Genomic DNA, 21,062 nt, shown 5'->3' on the forward strand with positions numbered 1-21,062 from the left:
CCTTTGTCATATAGACGGGTGTTAGCTTTCGGAGCTGACCCGAGGCGGAACCCGAGACGGAAGCGGAGCGAAGGAACCCATGGGACGAGCGGAAGAGAGACGAGCGCGACAGCGCGGTGGCCACCGCGCGGCGCCCAGGCGCCGCCGCTCCGGCCCCACGGCGGGTGCACCGGCCGGCGCCAAGGCCCCCAAGGGCCGCATACGCCGGCTCTTCACCTGGAAGAAGATCCTCGGCACGTTCTTCGGGACGTGCCTGCTCGCGATCGCGGCCTTCATCGGGCTGTACATGTACGTCGACATCCCGGTGGGGAACGCCGACGCCCAGCTGCAGAGCAACATCTACAAGTACAGCGACGGCACGATGCTCGCCCGCACCGGCCAGCTCAACCGGGAGAGCGTCGACCTCGCCGAAGTCCCCAAGGACGTCCAGCGCACCTTCGTCGCGGCCGAGAACAAGACCTTCTACCACGACGCCGGCGTCGACCTGAGGGGCACCGCCCGCGGTGTGCTCAACACCCTCATGGGGCGCGGCACCCAGGGCGGCTCCACGATCACCCAGCAGTACGTCAAGAACTACTACCTGGACCAGAACCAGACCGTCTCGCGCAAGCTGAAGGAACTGGTCATCTCGCTGAAGCTGGACCGCCAGAAGTCCAAGGACTACATCCTCGCGGGCTACATCAACACCAGCTACTACGGCCGCGGCGCCTACGGCATCCAGGCCGCGGCCCAGGCTTATTACCACAAGGACGCCAAGAACCTCACGGTCCAGGAGGGCGCCTACCTCGCCGCGCTGCTCCAGGCGCCCAACCAGTACGACTGGGCCATCGCGAGCGACACCGGCAAGAAGCTGGCCGTGGCCCGCTGGAACTACGTCCTGGACAACATGGTCAAGCAGCACTGGCTGGACGCGGGCAAGCGCCAGTCCTTGCAGTTCCCGGTACCGAAGGCGCCCAAGGCGGCCCCCGGCATGAAGGGACAGACCGGCTACCTGGTGGACGCGGCCAACGCGGCCCTGGAGAAGCAGTTGATCGCCCAGGGCCGGGCCAACTCCCTCGGTGACGCCGAGGCGTTGGTGAAGAAGGGCGGCTGGACCATCACGCTCAACATCGACCCGAAGAAACAGCACGAGCTGGAGCAGTCCGTCAAGGAGCAGCTGACCAGCAAGCTGGATCCGAAGAAGCGCACCGTCGACGCCAACGTCCAGCCCGGTGCCGTGTCCGTCGATCCGAAGACGGGCAAGGTCCTCGCCATGTACGGCGGTGCGGACTACTTCAAGCACTTCACCAACAACGCGACCCGCCGCGACTACCAGCCCGCCTCCACCTTCAAGCCGGTGATCCTGGCCGCCGCTCTGGCCGAGGGCGCCCAGACGCAGGACGGCCAGCCCATCACGGCGAACACGATCTACGACGGCACCAGCGGCCGCCAGGTCGTGGACCACGGCAGCAAGGTCGGCTTCGGCCCGCCCAACGAGGACGACACCAGCTACGGCCCCATCACCGTCCAGAAGGCCATGAACCAGTCCGTCAACTCCGTCTTCGCGCAGATGGGCGTCGACGTAGGCATGAAAACGGTGATGGCCACCGCCGCCAAGCTCGGCATGGACACCAAGGGCATGGATCCGGTCCCCGCCCAGACGCTGGGCTCCATGGGCGCGAGCCCGCTGGAGATGGCGGGCATCTACGCGACCCTCGACAACCACGGCCGGAAGGTCACCCCGGCGATCATCAAGTCTGCCGACCACAAGGACAACAGCGTCACCCTGCCGGATCCGATCGGCGACCAGGTGATCCCCCGGGAGGCCGCCGACACGGTCACCTCCGTACTCACCGGCGTGGTCGACGACGGTACGGCCCGCGACTCGGTGGCGGGCAACTCGGCGCGCGACGGCCAGCAGGTCGCCGGCAAGACGGGTACGTCCGACAACAACAAGTCGGCCTGGTTCACCGGCTACACGCCCGGCCTGGTCACCTCGGTCGGCCTGTTCGGCGAGGACTCCAAGACCCACGCGCAGGTTCCGCTGACGGGCGCGACCGGCCCGCTCAACCCCATCGGCCACACCGGCCGCATCAACGGTGGCGGCTATCCGGCGAAGATCTGGGCCTCGTACACCTTCGAGGCCATGGGCGGCGTCAGCAAGTTCGACCTGGAGACCACTCAGGGCGCGGCCGTCCAGCCGTCGCAGTCGTCCTCCCCGTCGCCGAGCCAGTCGTCGTCGCCGTCGCCGAGCCATACGACGTCGTCGCCGTCGCCGAGTCACACGACGTCGTCGCCGTCGCCGAGTCACACGACGTCGTCGCCGCCGCCGAGCCAGTCCTCCTCGCCGCCGCCGACCCAGTCGTCGTCGCCGCCGACCGGACCCTCGGACGGCGCCACCCCGCAGAACCCGCTCGACGTCGGCGGACAGTAGGCGTGCGAAGGGCGCCCGGCATCAGCCGGGCGCCCTTCGCACGGACAGCGGGGCCCTCAGCCCCGGTTCAGCTCGAACCACACCACCTTGCCGGTGCTCAGCCGGGTCGCGCCCCAGCGCCGGGCCAGCTTGTTGACCAGGTACAGGCCGCGCCCGCCCTCGTCCGTGGCCCGGGCCTGCCGGAGCCGCGGCAGCTGCGGCACGTCGTCGCCGACCTCGCAGCGCAGCACGTCCGTGCGCAGCAACCGCAGCGTCACCGGCCGGGAGGCGTACCGTACGGCGTTCGTCACGACCTCGCTGACCAGCAGCTCCACCGAGTCCGACAGGTCCTCCAGGTCCCAGCGGGCGAGCGCGCGCCGGGCCAGCCGGCGGGCCTGGCCGGGGGCCGTCTCCTCCGGCTCCAGCTTCCAGTACGCCACGTCGCTCGGCGCGATCCCGTCGAAGCGGGCCGCGAGCAGCGCGATGTCGTCGTCCCGGTCGCCCGGGCCGAGCATGTCCAGTACCTCGTCGCACAGGGCTTCCAGCGGCGGCGGATGGTCCGGCCCGGTCAGCTGGGCGGTCGCGGCGAGCTTCTCCCGCAGCTGCTCTATGCCGGTCCACACGTCCCGCAGCCGGGACTCCACCAGCCCGTCGGTGTAGAGGAGCAGCGTGGCTCCGGCGGGCGCGTCCAGCTCCACGGCCTCGAAGTCGACCCCTCCGACGCCGATCGGCGCGCCCGGCGGCACCCGCAGCACCTCGGCCCGGCCGCCCAGGTGCAGCAGCACGGGCGGCGGATGGCCGGCGTTGGCGATGGTGATGCGGTGCGTCACCGGGTCGTAGACGGCGTACAGGCAGGTCGCCATGCGGTCCGTGCCCAGCCGCTGCGCCTGCTCGTCCAGGTGGTGCAGCACCTCCTGCGGCGGCAGATCGAGCCCGGCCAGGGTCTGCGCGGTCGTCCGCAGCTGGCCCATGATCGCCGCCGACGTCATGGAGTGCCCCATGACATCACCGACGACCAGCGCGACCCGGCTGCCCGGCAGCGGAATCGCGTCGTACCAGTCACCGCCCACCCGCGCGGTCTCCGCGGCCGGCAGATACCGCGACGCCAGCCGCACCCCCGTCGGCCGGGGGAGGGTCTCCGGCAGCATGGTGCGCTGCAACTCGTCGGCGATGTACGCCTCCCGGCCATACAGCACCGCCTTGTCGATGCCGAGCGCGCTGTGCGTGGCCAGCTGGGCCGCCACCAGCAGATCGTCGGCCTCGAACGCCAGCCGCTCCGGGCGGCGCAGGAACAGCGCCGCGCCGATCACCCGGCGCCGGCCGCGCAGCGGCGCGAGGATCGCGTGCTGCCCGGACGGTACGACCGTCTCGGCGCAGTCGCCGAGCAGCTCGGGCAGCGCGGCCCGGGCGGCGGGCGCGTCGGCGAACACCGGCCGCACCCCGCGCAGCACCTCGTTCAGCGCGCCGCCGGGGCGCACCTCGCACAGCTCGGTGGTGAGCGACGACAGCTCGGCCAGCGCGCTCGGCTCCGGCTCGGGGTCGAAGGCGGGCGGCAGCAGCACACCGTCGGTGTCCCGGTCCTCCGGTATCCGGTCGGTACGGCGCAGCCGCAGCACCACCGGACCGGTGGGCCGCTCGTCGCCGACCGGCAGCGGGTCGCGCAGATAGACCAGGATCGCGTCCGAGAACGTCGGCACGGTCGCCCGGCACAGGCCCATCACGATCTCGTCCAGGTCCAGTCCGCGCGCGATCCGCCGGGTGGCCGCGCCCACGAATCTCAGCCGGTCGCCGTCGCGCCGCATCGGCATCGGCCGACCCGGCGGCAGACCGCGCCCGGTACGACGCTCCTGGCCGCCCGGGGCACGCTCCGCCGTCCGCTCCTGCTCGGCGCCGGGCTGCGGCGGGATGGCCTCCGGCGCGGGGCGCGCAGGGGTGGCCTCCGGCGCGGGGCGCGGGCGGTGTGCGCCGGGTTCGGTGGTGGCGGGCTGGGAGTGCTCGGGGCCGTTGACTGGGGGCTCCTTCCCCTTGCCGACCGGGGGCTGAATCCCCTTGCCGTCCTTTCCCTGACCACAGGGCGTGGCCGTGCCCGGTCCGGAGGACGCTCCCTCGGCCCGGGACTGCACCGGTAAGGCGGGGGTCGCGGCAGGCTTCGGGGCACGCAGGAGCGCCCCGCGGCCCTCCGCGGGGTCGGCGCCCTGGGGGCGCTCGAAGGAGGTGGGCTGCTCCGTCACGCGTGTCGCATCCATCCGTACGGCACTGCGCGTCGGGCGCGCAGTTGCTCCCGCAGAAGTCCCGATACCCGCAATACGTGCCCCAGGAACGGAATTCTCGCGTGGTCAGAGGTAGTTCCTGTGCCCTGGTACCCCTCGCTCACGTGCTGCCGCCCCTCGGTGACGATCGGTCAAGCCCGGCATGCGCTCCGGAAGTTGCACTTCTGCGCCCTTGCGGAGGACGATCCTACGTTTCTTGCCCGGGGGCGCATCAAGGGTCTCATGAGGACACGTGCGCGGGCGTACGGTCCCAGTCCTCGGGGAGAGAAGGTACCGCCCAGGACGGATCCGGGCGCCAGTGCTGCCAGCCGTCCGAGAACGGCGCCCCCCAGGCCTCGATCACCTCGACCGCGTCCCGCCCGGCCGCCCGGACCCCTTCGGCGGTCCGCGCGTCCATCAGCCCGTCCCGCTGGGCCTGCGCGAACTCGTCCTCGTCGCGCCAGTGCCAGCTGCGGTCGGGGTGCACGGAGATGTCCAGGAAGTAGTCCTCGGAGTCCACCCCGTCCGCCCAACGGGCCAGGGGCTGCTCCAGGTTGACGTACCAGTTCTTGAACCGCCAGCCCGGCTCCCAGAACAGCCACACCGACCAGGGCCGGCCGGGCTGGGCCAGCTTCAGCACACCCGTGCCGAACCAGCGGTCCCGCTGCACCGAGCGCGGCTTGGTGTAGCGGGACTGAAGCGGCTCCAGATGCACGGGCGTGCCGTCCGCGAGGACCGGCTTCACACACTCGGTGCCGGGGGCCATCCACACGGCGAGCAGTTCGGCGTCGTCGCGTACGACGGTGACGGGCCGGGCGATGTGGATGCGCGCGCCGGCGTTCTCCCGGTAGCGCCACAGGATCTGGGTGCCCGGGGTCCAGTGCGTCGCGGGTCCCGTGCCCGCCGAGTGCGCCGTGTCCGCCGTGTCCACGTGTGTCGTCGCTCCGTCGTCCGTCATGGACAGATATTAGGTGCCGTGGGCATACGACGCTGCGGTGCACGTCACGGTTCCGGCCGCTCCGGTGGTGGGTGGCCGGAAGTGTTCGCTCGGGGTTACGGGTGCGTCATCCGCAGGACGTCCAGTGCCTCGTCGAGTTGCTCCAGGGTCAGGTCGCCGCGCTCGACGTACCCGCTCTCCAGCACGACCTCCCGGATCGTCTTCCGCTCGGCGAGGGACTTCTTGGCGACCTTCGCGGCCTCCTCGTAGCCGATGTACTTGTTCAGCGGGGTGACGACGGACGGAGACGACTCCGCGTACTCCCGGGTCCGCTCCCGGTCGGCGGTGATGCCGTCGATCGTCCGGTCGGCCAGCAGCCGCGAAACGTTGGCGAGCAGCCGGATGGATTCGAGCACGTTCTTGGCGATGACCGGCAGCATGACGTTCAGCTCGAAGTTCCCGGCGGCGCCGGCGGTGGCGATGGTCGCGTCGTTGCCGATGACCTGGGCGGCCACCATGAGGACGGCTTCGGGGATCACCGGGTTGACCTTGCCCGGCATGATGGACGAGCCCGGCTGGAGGTCGGGCAGCCGGATCTCGGCGAGCCCGGTACGCGGCCCGGACGCCATCCACCGCAGATCATTGGCGATCTTCGTCAGCCCGACCGCGATGGTCCTGAGCTGCCCGCTGGTCTCCACGATCCCGTCCCGGGCGCCCTGCGCCTCGAAGTGGTCCCGGGCCTCGGTCAGCGGCAGCCCGGTGGCCTGGGCGACCTCCTGGATGACGGCGGCGGAGAACCCCGGCGGGGTGTTGATGCCGGTGCCGACGGCGGTGCCGCCGAGGGGGAGTTCGGCGAGCCGGGGCAGGGAGGCGCGGAGCCGCTCGACGCCGTGGCGAACCTGGGCGGCGTATCCGCCGAATTCCTGACCGAGCGTCACGGGGGTGGCGTCCATGAGGTGGGTCCGCCCGGACTTCACGACGTCGGCGAACTCCTCGGACTTGCGGGTCAGGGAGGCGGCGAGGTGGTCGAGGGCGGGGATCAGGTCGTGGGTGACGGCGGCGGTGGCGGCGATGTGGATGGAGGAGGGGAAGACGTCGTTGGAGGACTGGGACGCGTTGACGTGGTCGTTCGGGTGCACGTCACGGGCCAGCCGCTCGCTCGCGAGAGTGGCGATGACCTCGTTGGTGTTCATGTTGGACGAGGTGCCGGAACCGGTCTGGAAGACGTCGACGGGGAAGTGCTCGTCCCACTTTCCCTCGGCGACCTCGGCTGCCGCCTCCTGGATGGCCTCGGCGATCTCCTTGTCGAGCACACCGAGCTGCGCGCTCACCTTGGCCGCGGCGCCCTTGATGCGCGCGAGGGCTTCGATGTGCGCGCGCTCGATGCGCTGGCCTGAGATGGGGAAGTTCTCGACGGCGCGCTGCGTCTGGGCCCGCCACTTCGCGGTGGCGGGGACACGGACCTCGCCCATGGAGTCGTGCTCGATGCGGTAGTCGCTCATGCGGGTTATAGCGATCGGGCGCCTGGAGTTGTTCCCGCTCGTTACGCAGGGTGAGGTATCGGGTGCAGGGAGACACCTCGCGGAGACGGCGTACGGCGACTGGCTCCGGCAGCAGCGGGAGCGGCGAGGCTGACGGGAGCGGCAGCCGGTGGCACCGCATTTCGAGGTCGCTTTGGCGTGGGAGCAACCGGCCGCTTTCCCTCCGTTGGGCTTGGGCTGGGCTCGGGTTCGGGCTTGGAGGAGCGGGGCAAGGCCGCTGCGACCGGTCGGCGGACCCGAGGTGATGGCAGATCAGGTCATGCGTCTCGGAAGGCTGGTGCAGGACAGGCGGATGGGACGCCTCGGTGATGACGGGTTGTGGCCCGGCGCTGGTCTTCGGCCGGTCGGCATGGTCGTCGTTCGTTTTGCGGTGCCGGGGTCGGAGTTGGGCGGCGTCTGAGGCGTCCTGAGCTGTGACGTGACTGGTGGGCCGCTCGCTTCTTGGCCGACCGTCGGCCGCCAAGCCGGCCCGGCGTGCAGGCGAGACGGGGCCGCGCCCCCGGAACCCAGGGCGTGAACGCAGCCGACTCAGGGGCCGGTGCCGGTGAGGCGCCCGCTTTCCCTCGGCCCCAACAGTCACTCGGAGCCGCCGGGCAACAGGGACAGGCCTTGCGCCGGCTGTTCGTCCGACGGCGCCCATCAGCCTGTCCCGAGGGTGCGCCTATGGGAGGGACTGAGGGCCCTACGCCAGCCCCGGACCCCGCACCGGAATCGACGTGAACGTCGGCTGAGGGGCGGGGTCGGTGAAGAAGTCGTTCGACTTGTTCGGCTTACGGCACCACTCAGCCCGTCCGGCTTTTGAGGACGAGGCCCTTCGGGCCGATGGGGTCTGGGGCGGAGCCCCAGCGGGGTCGAAGGGGCGGAGCCCCTGGAGATGGGACGGGTAGGGGCGGCGGGGGCGAGAAGTGTCCCCGCCGCACCCGAGGAACTACACCAGCCCGGGGCCCCGCACGGGGATGGAGGTGAACGTCGGCGCGGGCGCGGGATCTTGGAAGAAGTCGTTGCCCTTGTCGTCCACGACGATGAACGCCGGGAAGTCCTCGACCTCGATCTTCCAGACCGCCTCCATGCCCAGCTCCTCGTACTCCAGGACCTCGACCTTCTTGATGCAGTCCTGGGCGAGACGGGCGGCCGGGCCGCCGATGGAGCCGAGGTAGAAGCCGCCGTGCGCGGCACACGCGTCGGTGACCTGCTTCGACCGGTTGCCCTTCGCCAGCATCACCTTGGAGCCGCCCGCCGCCTGGAACTGCTCCACGTAGGAGTCCATGCGGCCGGCCGTCGTCGGGCCGAAGGACCCGGAGGCGTAGCCCTCGGGGGTCTTCGCCGGGCCCGCGTAGTACACCGGGTGGTCCTTCAGGTACTGCGGCATCTCCTCGCCCGCGTCCAGCCGCTCCTTGATCTTGGCGTGCGCGATGTCACGGGCGACGACCAGCGGACCGGTGAGCGAGAGGCGGGTCTTGACCGGGTACTTGGTCAGCTCGGCGAGGATCGTGTCCATCGGCTGGTTCAGGTCGATCCTGACCACGTCCGACGACTCGTCCAGGTGCTCGTCCGTCGTCTCCGGCAGGAAGCGCGCCGGGTCGGTCTCCAGCTGCTCCAGGAAGACGCCCTCGGCGGTGATCTTCGCCACGGCCTGGCGGTCGGCCGAGCAGGAGACGGCGATGGCGACCGGGCAGGACGCGCCGTGCCGGGGCAGGCGGACCACGCGGACGTCGTGGCAGAAGTACTTGCCGCCGAACTGTGCGCCGATGCCGATCTTCTGCGTCAGCTCGAAGACCTTCTGCTCGAGGTCCTTGTCGCGGAAGCCGTGGCCGAGCTCCGAGCCCTCCGCCGGGATCTCGTCCAGGTAGTGCGCGGAGGCGTACTTCGCGGTCTTCAGCGCGTACTCGGCGCTGGTGCCGCCGACGACGATCGCCAGGTGGTACGGCGGGCAGGCGGCCGTACCGAGCGAGCGGATCTTCTCCTCCAGGAACTTCATCATGGAGGCCTCGTTCAGGACGGCCTTCGTCTCCTGGTAGAGGAAGGACTTGTTGGCGCTGCCGCCGCCCTTCGCCATGAACAGGAACTTGTAGGCGCCGCCGTCGGTGGCGTACAGCTCGATCTGGGCCGGCAGGTTGGAGCCGGTGTTCTTCTCCTCCCACATGGTGAGCGGAGCCATCTGCGAGTAGCGCAGGTTGAGCTTGGTGTAGGCGTCGTAGATGCCGCGGCTCAGCGCCTCCTCGTCGCCGCCCTGCGTCAGCACGTTCTGCCCGCGCTTGCCCATGACGATCGCCGTGCCGGTGTCCTGGCACATCGGGAGCACGCCCGCCGCCGCGATGTTCGCGTTCTTCAGCAGGTCCAGGGCGACGAACTTGTCGTTGCCGGACGCCTCCGGGTCGTCGATGATCCGGCGCAGCTGGGCGAGGTGGGCGGGGCGCAGGTAGTGCTGGATGTCGTGGATGGCCTCCTCGGCCAGCTTGCGCAGCGCCTCCGGCTCCACCTTGAGGAACGTCCGCCCGTCCGGGCCCTCGACGGTGGAGACGCCCTCGGACGTCACCAGCCGGTACGGGGTGGTGTCCTCTCCCTGGGGGAGCAGATCGGTGTACGCGAACTCAGGCATCTCAGCCCATTCCTCACTCTGACGGACGGCGCCCGCCGACGCTGGCGGGCCTCACCAGCCTAGAACCTGCCGCCGACACGGAACCTGTGAGGTAAGGCTCAGTCCGGCACGCCGAGGTTTTCCACAGCCCCTAGTCGCGATCTATCGCGTTTCGGTACGCTGTTCCCGTGGACCTTCAGAAGCACACCGAAGCACCTGTCGCCGAGCTGCGTGCCTCGGACGCCGACCGTGACCGCATCGCCGAGATTCTTCGCGAGGCCCTGGCCGAGGGGCGGCTGACCGCCGACGAGCATGCCGAGCGGGTCGAGGGCGTCCTCGCCGCCAAGACGGTGGGCGAGCTGGAGGTCTTCATTCGGGACCTGCCCGCCGCCCACCAGCGCCCCGCCACCGGCGCCTATGCGCCCGCTCCGCCCCGCCCTTCCCCGGGCGCGATCCCGCACGAGGCGGACGCCAACGTTGTCGCGGTCTTCAGCAGCGCCGTGCGCCGGGGCCGCTGGCGCGCCGGTCGCCGGATCCATGCGTACTCGGTCTTCGGCAGCGTCGAGATCGACCTCAGCGAGGCGATCTTCGAGTACCAGCAGGTCGTGATCAAGGCCGTCTCGGTCTTCGGCGACGTCCAGATCCGCGTCCCGGAGAACGTGTCGCTGCGCGGCACCGGAGGCGGCGTCCTCGGCAACTTCGAGGTGGACACGCTGGACTCGGTCGACTCCGAGGCGCCGGTCGTCTACGTCGACGGCTGGGCCGTACTCGGCAATGTCGAGGCGCGCCCCAGGCGCGGCAAGCGCGTGGCGGACATCCTGGACCGGGTGCAGAGCAAGGTCGACCGGAAGCTGGAGCGGGTCCAGGACAAGGTCGACCGGAAGCTGCGCAGACACCTGGGCCGTTGACGGTCGCGAATCCGATGGTGACCGGAGGGTTCCACTCCTCCTGCGCGCGGGTGTTGGGGGCGCGAACGAGCCGCTCGCGCGCCCACGAGTGGGGACGCTGTGCATAGGCGCGCGCACAGCGGGTAGGCCTTGCTGCATCGTCTCTCGCTCGCGAAGCCGTCGTCAGGAGTAGACCGTGCTGCAACCGCCGCATTCGTCCTTGCAGGTAGCTGCCCTTCCGGTCCAGCGGATGCCGGCGCGAGACAGGGACCAAGACGCTCCCTGGCACACCGAAGCCGTGTGCCGGCGCGACGAGGCGGGCCTGTTCTTCGCCCCGTCGAAGGAGCCGACCGCCGCCCGGCTGTCTCGCGAGGAGGCGGCCAAGCGCGTCTGCGCCCGCTGCCCGGTGATGGTCGAGTGCCGCGAACACGCCCTCCTCCAGCCCGAGCCGTACGGCGTCTGGGGCGGCCTCACGGCGGCGGAACGCCGTGTGGTCCTGGCGCGAAGGCGTCGCCGGGAGATGGAGCTGAAGAAGGCGGCACGGGCGACGGCGGCCAACCGTATAGCGGGCTGAGTGAAGGAGCGGCGCCCTCTCCGCACAGAGGGCGCCGTGGTCCCTGAGGGGCAAAGTGCGTGCCCCTCCGGTCAGGTGCTACTTGGCCCGGTCGAAGTCGATCGCGCTGTAGGCGCGCAGCTTGGCCAGCCGGTGCTCGGAGTCGATCCGGCGAACCGTCCCGGACTTCGACCGCATCACGATCGACTCGGTCAGCGCGGTCTCCGACCGGTACCGGACACCCCGCAGCAGTTCGCCGTCGGTGATGCCGGTCGCGACGAAGAAGACGTTCTCCCCGGACACCAGGTCGTCGGTCGTCAGAACGCGGTCCAGATCGTGGCCGGCGTCGATGGCTCGCGCCCGCTCCTCGTCGTCCTTGGGCCAGAGCTTGCCCTGGATGGTGCCGCCCAGGCACTTCACGGCGCAGGCCGAGATGATGCCCTCGGGCGTACCGCCGATGCCGAGCAGCAGGTCGACGCCGGTGCCCTCACGCAGCGCGTAGATCGAGCCCGCCACATCGCCGTCGGAGATCAGCTTGATGCGCGCGCCGGCCTCCCGGACCTCCCTGATCAGGCCCTCGTGCCGCGGCCGGTCGAGGATGACGACCGTGACGTCCTCCGGGGTGGCCTTCTTCGCCTTGGCGATCCGCTTGATGTTCACGGCCACGGGCGCGTCGATGTCGACGAACTCCGCCGCCTCCGGGCCGGTGACCAGCTTGTCCATGTAGAACACGGCGGAGGGGTCGAACATGGCGCCCCGCTCGGCGGCGGCCAGAACGGCGATCGCGTTCGGCATGCCCTTGGCCGTCAGCGTGGTGCCGTCGATCGGGTCGACCGCGATGTCGACCTCGGGACCGGTGCCGTCGCCCACGTGCTCCCCGTTGAAGAGCATCGGGGCCTCGTCCTTCTCGCCCTCGCCGATGACGACGACGCCGTTCATCGAGACGGTGGAGACGAGGGTTCGCATGGCGCGCACCGCGGCACCGTCGGCGCCGTTCTTGTCGCCGCGCCCCACCCAGCGGCCGGCGGCCATGGCGGCGGCCTCGGTCACCCGGACGAGTTCGAGGGCGAGGTTGCGGTCGGGAGCCTCGGAGGGAACATCGAGCTCGGACGGCAGGTGATGATTTTCGGTCATCGGAGCGCACCTTTCTGATACGACGACGGCCGGATGAGGGTATTGCCTCCGACTCTATCGTTAGGCAGACAAAATGAGCAGGGGACCCCACGGATGAGCGCTGGGGGCACCTGCGACGATAGAGGGCGTGGCAGGTTCGAACGGCAAGCAGAAGACGGCCAGGGACATGGTTCTCTCCCTGGCCCTGATCGGCATCGCGGCGTTGGTCGTCTACTTCCTCGCCATCCCGCACGACGATCACTCTCCCGACCTGAAGCGGGTCGACTACCGGGTCGAGCTGCTCACCGCCCGACGCGCGGCGAGCTACCCGGTGGCCGCGCCCGAGGGCCTGCCGAGTACCTGGAAGGCGACCTCCGTACGCTTCCAGGGCGAGAACGGCGATCGCTGGCATCTGGGCTTCCAGACCCCGGACAGCCAGTATGTGCAGATCGAGCAGTCCACGCAGAAGCCGACCGATTTCATCGACCAGGCCAGCCAGGGCGCGTCGGCGACGAAGCACACCCAGACGATCGACGGCCGCACCTGGACCCGCTACACCGGCGGCCGCTACGACGCTCTGGTCCTGAACGGCACGCCCGGCTCCACCACGGTGGTGGCCGGCACGGCGTCCTTCGAGGAGCTGACGAAGTTCGCGGCGGCGCTGAAGATGCAGTGAGCGACGCATGACCTGCGGTCATGCGAAAGAGGCCCTCGGCGGTGCCGGGGGCCTCTTCGTGTGTCCGGTGGGGCTCGGACGGTGTGTCCGGGGGCTCAGACGGTCGTGACGACGTCCTCGTACGCCAGGCGCGGGGAGCGCGGGAACCAGGCGTCCGGGCCCGGCTTGCCGATGTTGACCACCATCAGCGGGGTGTGGTCGTCGTCCAGGAACTCCTTGCGGACGCCCTCGAAGTCGAGGCCGGTCATCGGGCCGGCGGCGAGGCCCGCGGCGCGGACGCCGATGATGAAGTAGGCGGCCTGCAGTGCGGCGTTCAGCGCGGCGGCGCCCTCACGGGCCGGACGCTCGCTGAAGAAGACGTCCTTGGCCTGCGGGAAGTGCGGGAAGAGGGTCGGCAGCTCCTCGTGGAACTCGTTGTCCGCGGAGAGGATCGCGACCAGCGGGGCGGTGGCGGTCTTCGGCTGGTTGCCCTCGGCCATGTGCTGCACCAGACGCTCACGGGCCTCGGCGGAGCGGACCAGGGTGATGCGCAGCGGGCTCTGGTTGAAGGCGGTGGGGCCGTACTTGACCAGATCGTAGATCGCCTGGACCTGCTCCTCGGTCACCGGCTCGTCGGTGAAGGTGTTCGCGGTGCGGGCCTCGCGGAACAGCAGGTCCTGGGCGGCGGGGTCAAGAACGAGAGACATGCGTGAACTTCCTAGGTGGCGCCTTGATCCGACGTACCGGACCGCGGTCCGGATCGGCTGACAGGGATGACCCTACGACAGTGAAGTTCAACCTTCAACAAAAGCCTGGGTGTGGTGACCCGCTTCACAGGGCGCAACAGCCGGACGCCTACTCGGCATCCGCCTCCTCGCCCGCTTCCTCCTCGGCCAGCGCCGCGTCCAGCCTGGCCCGCGCACCCTCCAGCCAGCGCCGGCACACCTTGGCCAGCTCCTCACCGCGCTCCCACAGCGCCAGGGACTCCTCCAGCGTCGTACCGCCCGCTTCCAGGCGCCGTACGACCTCGATCAACTCGTCCCGCGCCTGCTCGTACGAGAGCGCCTCGTCCACCTTGCCGGTCATTCGCCCACCTTCACTGTGAATTCGCCGTCGGCGACGCGGGCCCGGAGCGCCTCGCCTTCCGTCACCTCGTCCGGACCGCGTACCACGTGCCCGTCCGTCTTCTGCAGCACCGCGTACCCGCGCTTGAGCGTCGCCGCCGGGGAGAGGGCCACCACGCGCGCGTGCGTGTGCGTCAGCTCCGAGTCCGCGCGGTCGAGGAGATGCCCGAGGGTCCGCCGGCTGCGCTCGACAAGAGAGGCCACGTGGTCGGCGCGCTCGTCGAGCATCCGGTGCGGATCCTCTATCGAGGGGCGGGCCAGCGCGTGCGCCAGCCCGCGCTCCTCCCGCTCCAGATACGCGTTCACACAGCGCCGGGCCCGGTCCCGCAGCATCCGCACCCGCTCGAACTCCTCGCCCACGTCCGGCACGACCTTCTTGGCCGCGTCGGTGGGGGTGGAGGCGCGCAGGTCGGCGACGTGGTCCAGCAGCGGGTTGTCGGGCTCGTGCCCGATGGCGGAGACGACGGGCGTACGGCACTCGGCCACGGCCCGCACGAGCTGCTCGTCGGAGAACGGCAGCAGGTCCTCCACGCTGCCGCCGCCACGGGCGACGATGATCACATCGACGTCCTCCATCTCGTCCAGCTCCTTCACCGCCTGGACGACCTGCGGGACGGCGTGCACGCCCTGCACCGGGACGTTGCGGACCTCGAAGCGGACGGCGGGCCAGCGGTGGCGGGCGTTCTCCAGCACGTCCCGCTCCGCGGCGGAGGCGCGCCCGCAGACGAGGCCGATCAGCTGCGGCAGAAAGGGCAGCGGCTTCTTCCGCTCCGGCGCGAACAGTCCCTCGGCCGCGAGCGCCTTCTTCAGCTGCTCCAGCCGGGCCAGCAGCTCACCGACGCCGACGGGCCTCATCTCGGCGGCGCGCAGGGACAGCTGCCCCCTGGGTGCGTACCACTCCGGCTTCGCCAGTACGACGACGCGGGCGCCCTCCCCGACGACATCGGCGACGGCGTCGAACACCTGCCGGTAGCAGGTCACGCTCACGGAGATGTCGTACGACGGATCCCGCAGCGTCAGGAACACGACCCCGGCGCCGGGCCGCCGCGACAACTGCGTGATCTGCCCCTCGACCCACACCGCCCCGAGCCGATCGATCCAGCCCCCGATCAGCCGGGAGACCTCGCCCACGGGCAGGGGGGCTTCAGGGGTGGTTTTCGCAGCCATGCGGTTGAGGGTAACGGGGGGTACCGACAGCGGGCGGCACCACGCAAGCGCGGGCAAGCGACCCGACTCCCGGCCGGCACCCGCACCGCTCAGGCGCCGGACCGCACAGGGCACGCGATCTCGGCGCCGCCGAACGCACCCTTACGATGGGACGCATGACCGCTTCGTCTGGCCGCCGTGTCCTGCTCGCCGCCCCCCGGGGCTACTGCGCCGGTGTGGACCGCGCCGTGATCGCCGTCGAGAAGGCCCTGGAACAGTACGGGGCCCCGATCTACGTCCGGCACGAGATCGTCCACAACAAGTACGTCGTGCAGACCCTGGAGAAGAAGGGCGCCGTCTTCGTCGAGCGGACGGAGGAGGTGCCGCCCGGCAACATCGTCATGTTCTCGGCGCACGGCGTCGCCCCGGTCGTGCACGAGGAGGCCGAGCGAGGCCGCCTCGCCACCATCGACGCCACCTGCCCCCTGGTCACCAAGGTCCACAAGGAAGCCGTCCGCTACGCCAAGGAGGACTACGACATCCTCCTGATCGGGCACGAGGGCCACGAGGAGGTCATCGGCACCTCCGGCGAGGCCCCCGACCACATCCAGCTCGTCGACGGCCCCGCGGATGTCGACAAGGTCGAGGTCCGCGACCCGTCGAAGGTCGTCTGGCTGTCCCAGACCACCCTGTCCGTGGACGAGACCATGGAGACCGTCGACGCCCTGAAGACGAAGTTCCCGGGGCTCGTCTCCCCGCCCAGCGACGACATCTGCTACGCCACGCAGAACCGCCAGCTCGCCGTGAAGCAGATGGGTGCCGAGGCCGAGCTGGTCATCGTCGTCGGTTCGCGCAACTCCTCAAACTCCAAGCGGCTGGTCGAGGTCGCCAAGCTCGCCGGCGCCCGCGAGGCGTACCTGGTGGACTTCGCCGACGAGATCGACGAGGCCTGGCTGGAGGGGGTGACGACCGTCGGCGTCACCTCCGGCGCCTCCGTCCCCGAGGTCCTGGTCGAGCAGGTCCTGGAATGGCTCGGCGAGCGCGGTTACGGCGACGTGGAGATCGTCAAGGCGGCCGAGGAGTCCATCACCTTCTCCCTGCCCAAGGAACTCCGCCGCGACCTTCGCGAAGAGGCCGCCACCCTCGTCGCCGAGCGCGGCGGCAGCGGCGCCTCCGAGGAGTGACCGTCAGTCGTCCGTCGTAACGTGGTGCCATGCAGATCTTCGGCGTGGACATCGGCGGCTCCGGCATCAAGGGCGCCCCTGTGGACCTGGACAGGGGCGACCTCGCCCAGGAGCGCTGCAAGGTGCTCACCCCGCACCCGGCGACGCCGGACGGCGTGGCCGACGGGGTCAAGCAGGTCATCGACCACTTCGGCTGGACCGGTCCGGTCGGCCTGACCTTCCCCGGAGTGGTCACCGGCGGCGCGACGGTCCGTACGGCGGCGAACGTGGACAGGAGCTGGATCGACACCGACGCGCGCGCGTTGTTCGGCGGCAAGCTGGGCGGCCTGCCGGTGACGGTCGTCAACGACGCGGACGCGGCGGGCGTCGCCGAGATGCAGTTCGGCGCCGGCCGGGACCGCAGGGGCACGGTCATTCTGCTCACCTTCGGCACCGGCATCGGCAGCGCCGTCTTCGTGGACGGCCTCCTCGTCCCGAACACGGAACTGGGCCACCTGGAACTCGACGGCCACGAGGCCGAGCGGCGAGCCTCCAGCAAGGCCAAGGAGGACCACGAGCTGACCTGGGAGCGCTGGGCGCGCCGCGTCCAGAAGTACCTGGCGCATGTGGAGATGCTGTTCTCGCCGGAGCTGTTCATCATCGGCGGTGGTGTCAGCCGCAAGGCCGACAAGTTCCTGCACCTCATCGAGGGCATCAAGGCCGAGATCGTCCCCGCACAGCTGCAGAACAACGCGGGGATCGTGGGGGCGGCGATGAGAGCGGCGCAGGAGCACGCGCACGGGTGAGTCGGGCGGTTGGGGGTGGCGCCCACCGACAGCGGCCGTCGCACCAGCGGCACCCTGCCGGCGCGGGCCGGTCACACCCCGGTCGGCCGCAGCTGAGGTCAGCCGGTCACGCGTCTCGACTCACCCTCGCCGCCGGCGCTGTCGTACCCACCGCACCCGGCGTACGAGCACGATCACCCCGGCGACCAGCGTCCCGCCGTACAGCCAGCCGGCCTGCGTGGCGAGCCCGGTGAACAGGCCCATCAGCCGGCCGAGCAGCCCCCCGCCGCCATCCGCGACGGGGAGTATCCCCGCGGCGAACGCGATCGGTACGACCACCGGGGCGGTCAGGACGTCCCCGGCCCGCACCCACAGCGCGGTCAGGACGCACACGGGCAGGAACAGCACGCCGTACACCCTCATGGACCCGCCGAACAGCAGCGTGTCCAGGCAGCCGAGCAGGAACATCACGAGGGCGCAGAACAGCCCGCTGCCGAGCCCGGTGAGCCGGAGCCCCCGCGGTCGAGGCCCGGGTGTGACCGGCCCGGCGGCGGCCCCTGCCTGCGGTGCGCCGCGCTCCTCCCGCCCCGGCCGCCACGTCCCCTGCCACTGGCCCTGGTCCCGGTCCGGCCTGCGCTCGCCGCCGGCGCCGCGCCGCGCCTGCGGGGGCAGCTGCGTGGGCTGCTGCGGCGTGCCGCGTCGCGGTCCGTCGTTCGGGGGTCGCGTTCTGCGTTGCTCCACTCGACCAACTTAGGTCTGTTTATGTGCCGAATAACCCATCAGACACGCCGGTGGGAACAGCTTGGCCAGGCGTTCGAAGCTGCCTCGAGCCGCCCGGCGCGGACGCCGTAGACTGGTGGATCGGCCAGTGTCGGTCTCTGGCCCCTGGCAGCCTCTGGCCCACTCATCTACGGGAAGTCGCAACGTGTCGCTCACGATCGGAATCGTCGGCCTGCCCAATGTCGGCAAGTCGACCCTGTTCAACGCCCTGACCAAGAACGACGTGCTGGCGGCCAACTACCCGTTCGCCACGATCGAGCCGAATGTCGGCGTGGTCGGCGTCCCCGACGGCCGGCTGGCCAAGCTGGCCTCGATCTTCGGCTCGGAGCGCATCCTTCCGGCCACGGTCGACTTCGTGGACATCGCCGGTATCGTGCGCGGCGCCTCCGAGGGCGAGGGTCTGGGCAACAAGTTCCTCGCGAACATCCGTGAGTCCGACGCGATCTGCCAGGTCATCCGCGCCTTCAAGGACGAGAACGTCGTGCACGTCGACGGCAAGGTCTCGCCGAAGGACGACATCGAGACGATCAACACCGAGCTGATCCTCGCCGACCTCCAGACCATCGAGAAGGTCCTTCCGCGCCTCCAGAAGGAGTCCCGCATCAAGAAGGACGTGGCCCCGAAGGTCAAGGCGGTCGAGGAGGCGAAGGAGATCCTGGAGAAGGGCGACACGCTCTTCGCGCACGGCATCGTCCAGGGCACCGAGCGCAACGAACTCCTCCACGACCTGCATCTGCTCACCACCAAGCCGTTCCTCTACGTCTTCAACGTCGACGAGGACGAACTGATCGACGAGGACTTCAAGAACGAGCAGCGGGCCCTGGTCGCCCCCGCCGAGGCGATCTTCCTCAACGCCAAGCTGGAGGCGGACCTCGCCGAGCTGGACGAGGAGGAGGCGCTGGAGCTGCTGGAGTCCGTCGGCCAGCACGAGCCCGGCCTCGCCACCCTGGCCCGCGTCGGCTTCCACACCCTCGGCCTGCAGACCTACCTCACGGCCGGCCCCAAGGAGTCCCGCGCCTGGACCATCAAGAAGGGCGCCACGGCCCCCGAGGCGGCCGGCGTGATCCACACCGACTTCCAGAAGGGCTTCATCAAGGCCGAGGTCATCTCCTTCGCCGACCTGGTCGAGACCGGCTCGGTCGCCGAAGCCCGCGCCAAGGGCAAGGCCCGCATGGAGGGCAAGGAGTACGTCATGCAGGACGGCGACGTGGTGGAGTTCCGCTTCAACGTGTGAGCGAGTGAAGTAACACCACGCTGGAAGCCTGGCAGACTTGCAGGTCAGATGGGGTCGGCTCGTCCGGGAGCCGGCCCCTTGCTGTTCCCGAACATGACGTCCGGAATCCGCCGGACGGACGGCGGACGGCCGGGAACAGTCCATCCGTGGTCGCGGAAGAACGAAGGAATACCGGAATGCGCATCAGGCATCAGGGGCACGTCCCGCAGGTTCACCCCACCGCCTATGTGGCGCCGACGGCCACGCTGGTCGGGGACGTGCGGATCGGGCCGCGGGCGCGGGTGATGTACGGCGCGGTGCTCGACGCCGAGGGTTCCCGGATCGAGATCGGCGAGGCGTCGGTCATCAGTGAGAACGCGGTCCTGCGCGCCTCCGCGGTCGCCGGCGAGCAGGCGGTTCTGCTGGGCGACCACGTCTTCGTGGGACCGCACGCCACCCTGCTGGGCTGCGCGGTGGACAGGTGCGCGTACCTGGCGACCTCGGCGACCGTCCTGCAAGGGGCGAGGCTCGGCGCAGGCGCGGTCGTCGCTGTCGGCGCACTCGTCCACGCCCGCACGGCCTTGCCCGAAGAGTTCTTCGTGCCCCCGCACACCCTCGCCCTCGGTGATCCCCTACGCCTCCTGGCCCCCGGCGACCCCGGAGTGACAGAAGCTCTGGGGCAACTCGGCTTCGCCCAGGTCGCCTTCGGCGTCGACGCGGCCTGGGCCGACCGGATCGTCCGGTACGAACGCATTGCGGAAGTCCGCGTCGCCGAGTTCGGCACCCATGCGGACGACGAGGTACTCGCCCCTGAGTGAGCCGATGAACTTCGGATGGCGACCGCGCGGGTGACCGCCAGCCGGTCGGCTCCTCCGGGAGCCGACCCTCGCTGTTGCGCCGGCTCGCAGCTCACATCCCCGTGACCCGCGCCACCGTGAACGGCGTGGTCGGTGTTCCCGGTCCCATCGGGCCGCCCTTGTCGAACTGGGAGCGGACGACGAGCAGGGCGCCGGGGGTGCGGGCCAGGGTGGTGGGGATCTGGAGGGCGGGGGTGGTCAGGGTGCGGGTCAGGTGGGCCTCGGTGGCGTCGGGGGAGAGGTGCCAGCGGGTCAGGGTGTCGGTCCTGTTGTGGGCCGCCCACAGGGTGCGGTGGGACAGCTCCAGGCCGTCGCCGTTCACCAGGTCGCCGCCGTGCAGGGTGACTTGCCGGACCGATCCGTCGGTCACGTCGACCCGGTACAGGCCGCCGCCGGTCATGTCGACCACGAACAGCAGGCGTCCGGTGGGGTCGGCGACGATGCCGTTCAGGGTGTAGGCGGTAGGTGAGTGCGCAGGGATCGCCCCGCTCAGGTCGACGTGTGCGACCAGCGGCGCACGGCCGCCGCGCGCCACCTCGGCGGGGGTGACCCGGTAGATCACCGGACGCACGCTGTCGGTGGCGTACGCCGTGCCGTCCGCGGTGACGACGAGGTCGTTGACGAAGCGCTGATCACCCTCCGGTACCTCGAAGCGGGCCAGCAGGGAGCGGTCGCGCAGGTTGTAGACGTCGATTCCGGTGGTGTGGTCGATGACCCACAGGCGGCCCGACCGGTCGGCCTTCAGCCCGTTGGCCGTCGTACGGCCGTCCGCGCCGGCCGGCAGGAAGACGTCGGCGGCGCGGCTGCCGGCGGCGGCCCGGTAGATCGCGCCGGTCGTGAAGGAGCCGACGTAGGCGTCGCCCGTGCGCGGGTCGAGGGCGATGCCCTCGGGGTAGGCCCGGTCGTCGGGCAGGGTGAAGGCGGTCGAGATACGGGGATGGCCGGTGGCCGCGGTCGCCCGGGGCGCGGCGAGGGCGACGGCGGTGGCTGCGGCGCCGGTCAGGAAGGTACGGCGGTGGATCGTACGGGACACGGCAGTGCCTCTCGGTTCGGCTGCTCACTCTCGGATGAGTGCCAATCTATATTAGA

18 protein-coding genes are annotated in these 21,062 nt (G+C 70.5%); 8 read left to right on the plus strand and 10 right to left on the minus strand.

Translation table 11 applies throughout. From position 1 onward, the window contains the following. The first annotated feature begins 79 nt into the window (after positions 1–79). Positions 80–2,413 carry a transglycosylase domain-containing protein gene (locus ACZ418_RS06890; RefSeq protein ID WP_468358008.1) on the plus strand — a complete coding sequence of 778 codons (2,334 nt, stop codon included), beginning with the start codon at positions 80–82 and terminating at the stop codon, positions 2,411–2,413. A gap of 56 nt (positions 2,414–2,469) precedes the next feature. Here ACZ418_RS06890 and ACZ418_RS06895 read toward each other — a convergent pair whose 3' ends face one another. From ACZ418_RS06895 to ACZ418_RS06910, 4 genes are all read right to left on the minus strand, one after another. Continuing rightward, positions 2,470–4,638, minus strand: coding sequence for a SpoIIE family protein phosphatase (locus ACZ418_RS06895; RefSeq protein ID WP_468358011.1), 2,169 nt, complete (start codon positions 4,636–4,638; stop codon positions 2,470–2,472). 244 nt (positions 4,639–4,882) lie between these two features. Further along, the gene (fomD, locus tag ACZ418_RS06900) at positions 4,883–5,599 is read right to left on the minus strand and encodes a cytidylyl-2-hydroxypropylphosphonate hydrolase (RefSeq protein ID WP_468358014.1); all 717 of its coding nucleotides are present in this window, start codon (positions 5,597–5,599) and stop codon (positions 4,883–4,885) included. 95 nt (positions 5,600–5,694) lie between these two features. After that, entirely contained in the window at positions 5,695–7,080 is a 1,386-nt protein-coding gene (locus tag ACZ418_RS06905; protein WP_468358017.1) for a class II fumarate hydratase, read from the minus strand. Between the two features lie 967 nt (positions 7,081–8,047). Continuing rightward, the gene (locus tag ACZ418_RS06910) at positions 8,048–9,718 is read right to left on the minus strand and encodes a fumarate hydratase (protein WP_468358020.1); all 1,671 of its coding nucleotides are present in this window, start codon (positions 9,716–9,718) and stop codon (positions 8,048–8,050) included. Between the two features lie 167 nt (positions 9,719–9,885). On the opposite strand from ACZ418_RS06910, the gene ACZ418_RS06915 reads away from it, so the two are divergent. Further along, the gene (locus ACZ418_RS06915) at positions 9,886–10,605 is read left to right on the plus strand and encodes a DUF1707 SHOCT-like domain-containing protein (protein WP_468358023.1); all 720 of its coding nucleotides are present in this window, start codon (positions 9,886–9,888) and stop codon (positions 10,603–10,605) included. 175 nt (positions 10,606–10,780) lie between these two features. Further along, positions 10,781–11,158, plus strand: coding sequence for a WhiB family transcriptional regulator (locus ACZ418_RS06920; RefSeq protein WP_351209091.1), 378 nt, complete (start codon positions 10,781–10,783; stop codon positions 11,156–11,158). 78 nt (positions 11,159–11,236) lie between these two features. Here ACZ418_RS06920 and glpX read toward each other — a convergent pair whose 3' ends face one another. Beyond that, positions 11,237–12,271, minus strand: coding sequence for a class II fructose-bisphosphatase (gene glpX / locus ACZ418_RS06925; RefSeq protein ID WP_388620318.1), 1,035 nt, complete (start codon positions 12,269–12,271; stop codon positions 11,237–11,239). A gap of 127 nt (positions 12,272–12,398) precedes the next feature. Here glpX and ACZ418_RS06930 point away from each other — a divergent pair, with 127 nt between their 5' ends. Continuing rightward, entirely contained in the window at positions 12,399–12,926 is a 528-nt protein-coding gene (locus ACZ418_RS06930; RefSeq protein WP_468358028.1) for a DUF4245 domain-containing protein, read from the plus strand. A gap of 95 nt (positions 12,927–13,021) precedes the next feature. On the opposite strand, the gene ACZ418_RS06935 is transcribed toward ACZ418_RS06930, so the two are convergent. The 3 genes from ACZ418_RS06935 to xseA form a co-directional block, all read right to left on the minus strand. Beyond that, entirely contained in the window at positions 13,022–13,612 is a 591-nt protein-coding gene (locus ACZ418_RS06935) for a malonic semialdehyde reductase (RefSeq protein ID WP_468358031.1), read from the minus strand. 148 nt (positions 13,613–13,760) lie between these two features. Continuing rightward, positions 13,761–13,991, minus strand: a complete 231-nt coding sequence (locus ACZ418_RS06940; protein ID WP_451002544.1) for an exodeoxyribonuclease VII small subunit — start codon at positions 13,989–13,991, stop codon at positions 13,761–13,763. After that, on the minus strand, positions 13,988–15,196 hold the full coding sequence (xseA, locus tag ACZ418_RS06945; RefSeq protein WP_468358034.1) for an exodeoxyribonuclease VII large subunit: 1,209 nt from the start codon (positions 15,194–15,196) through the stop codon (positions 13,988–13,990). The genes ACZ418_RS06940 and xseA overlap by 4 nt, the downstream gene beginning before the upstream one ends. 146 nt (positions 15,197–15,342) lie before the next feature. Here xseA and ACZ418_RS06950 point away from each other — a divergent pair, with 146 nt between their 5' ends. Continuing rightward, positions 15,343–16,359, plus strand: a complete 1,017-nt coding sequence (locus ACZ418_RS06950) for a 4-hydroxy-3-methylbut-2-enyl diphosphate reductase (protein ID WP_468358036.1) — start codon at positions 15,343–15,345, stop codon at positions 16,357–16,359. A gap of 29 nt (positions 16,360–16,388) precedes the next feature. Then, on the plus strand, positions 16,389–17,144 hold the full coding sequence (gene ppgK, locus ACZ418_RS06955) for a polyphosphate--glucose phosphotransferase (protein WP_468358038.1): 756 nt from the start codon (positions 16,389–16,391) through the stop codon (positions 17,142–17,144). Positions 17,145–17,264: 120 nt separating this feature from the next. Here ppgK and ACZ418_RS06960 read toward each other — a convergent pair whose 3' ends face one another. Continuing rightward, positions 17,265–17,864 (minus strand): DUF6542 domain-containing protein, encoded by a 600-nt coding sequence (locus ACZ418_RS06960; RefSeq protein ID WP_468358040.1) that lies wholly within the window; start codon positions 17,862–17,864, stop codon positions 17,265–17,267. Positions 17,865–18,048: 184 nt separating this feature from the next. Here ACZ418_RS06960 and ychF point away from each other — a divergent pair, with 184 nt between their 5' ends. Next, a complete protein-coding gene (gene ychF / locus ACZ418_RS06965; protein ID WP_468358043.1) occupies positions 18,049–19,137 on the plus strand; it encodes a redox-regulated ATPase YchF in 1,089 nt (362 codons plus the stop codon). Positions 19,138–19,313: 176 nt separating this feature from the next. Next, positions 19,314–19,934 (plus strand): gamma carbonic anhydrase family protein, encoded by a 621-nt coding sequence (locus ACZ418_RS06970; protein WP_468358046.1) that lies wholly within the window; start codon positions 19,314–19,316, stop codon positions 19,932–19,934. 91 nt (positions 19,935–20,025) lie between these two features. On the opposite strand, the gene ACZ418_RS06975 is transcribed toward ACZ418_RS06970, so the two are convergent. Further along, complete coding sequence (locus ACZ418_RS06975; protein WP_468358049.1) at positions 20,026–21,006, minus strand: SMP-30/gluconolactonase/LRE family protein; 981 nt, start codon at positions 21,004–21,006, stop codon at positions 20,026–20,028. Positions 21,007–21,062: the final 56 nt, after the last annotated feature.

It is taken from the genome of Streptomyces sp. NPDC030820 (assembly GCF_055572075.1).

Coding starts and splice junctions, on each gene's coding strand:
- ACZ418_RS06890 (WP_468358008.1), top strand. CDS start 80: ATGGGACGAGCGGAAGAGAGACGAGCGCGACAGCGCGGTGGCCACCGC.
- ACZ418_RS06895 (WP_468358011.1), bottom strand. CDS start 4,638: ATGGATGCGACACGCGTGACGGAGCAGCCCACCTCCTTCGAGCGCCCC.
- fomD (WP_468358014.1), bottom strand. CDS start 5,599: ATGACGGACGACGGAGCGACGACACACGTGGACACGGCGGACACGGCG.
- ACZ418_RS06905 (WP_468358017.1), bottom strand. CDS start 7,080: ATGAGCGACTACCGCATCGAGCACGACTCCATGGGCGAGGTCCGTGTC.
- ACZ418_RS06910 (WP_468358020.1), bottom strand. CDS start 9,718: ATGCCTGAGTTCGCGTACACCGATCTGCTCCCCCAGGGAGAGGACACC.
- glpX (WP_388620318.1), bottom strand. CDS start 12,271: ATGACCGAAAATCATCACCTGCCGTCCGAGCTCGATGTTCCCTCCGAG.
- ACZ418_RS06935 (WP_468358031.1), bottom strand. CDS start 13,612: ATGTCTCTCGTTCTTGACCCCGCCGCCCAGGACCTGCTGTTCCGCGAG.
- ACZ418_RS06940 (WP_451002544.1), bottom strand. CDS start 13,991: ATGACCGGCAAGGTGGACGAGGCGCTCTCGTACGAGCAGGCGCGGGAC.
- xseA (WP_468358034.1), bottom strand. CDS start 15,196: ATGGCTGCGAAAACCACCCCTGAAGCCCCCCTGCCCGTGGGCGAGGTC.
- ACZ418_RS06950 (WP_468358036.1), top strand. CDS start 15,343: ATGGGACGCATGACCGCTTCGTCTGGCCGCCGTGTCCTGCTCGCCGCC.
- ppgK (WP_468358038.1), top strand. CDS start 16,389: ATGCAGATCTTCGGCGTGGACATCGGCGGCTCCGGCATCAAGGGCGCC.
- ACZ418_RS06970 (WP_468358046.1), top strand. CDS start 19,314: ATGCGCATCAGGCATCAGGGGCACGTCCCGCAGGTTCACCCCACCGCC.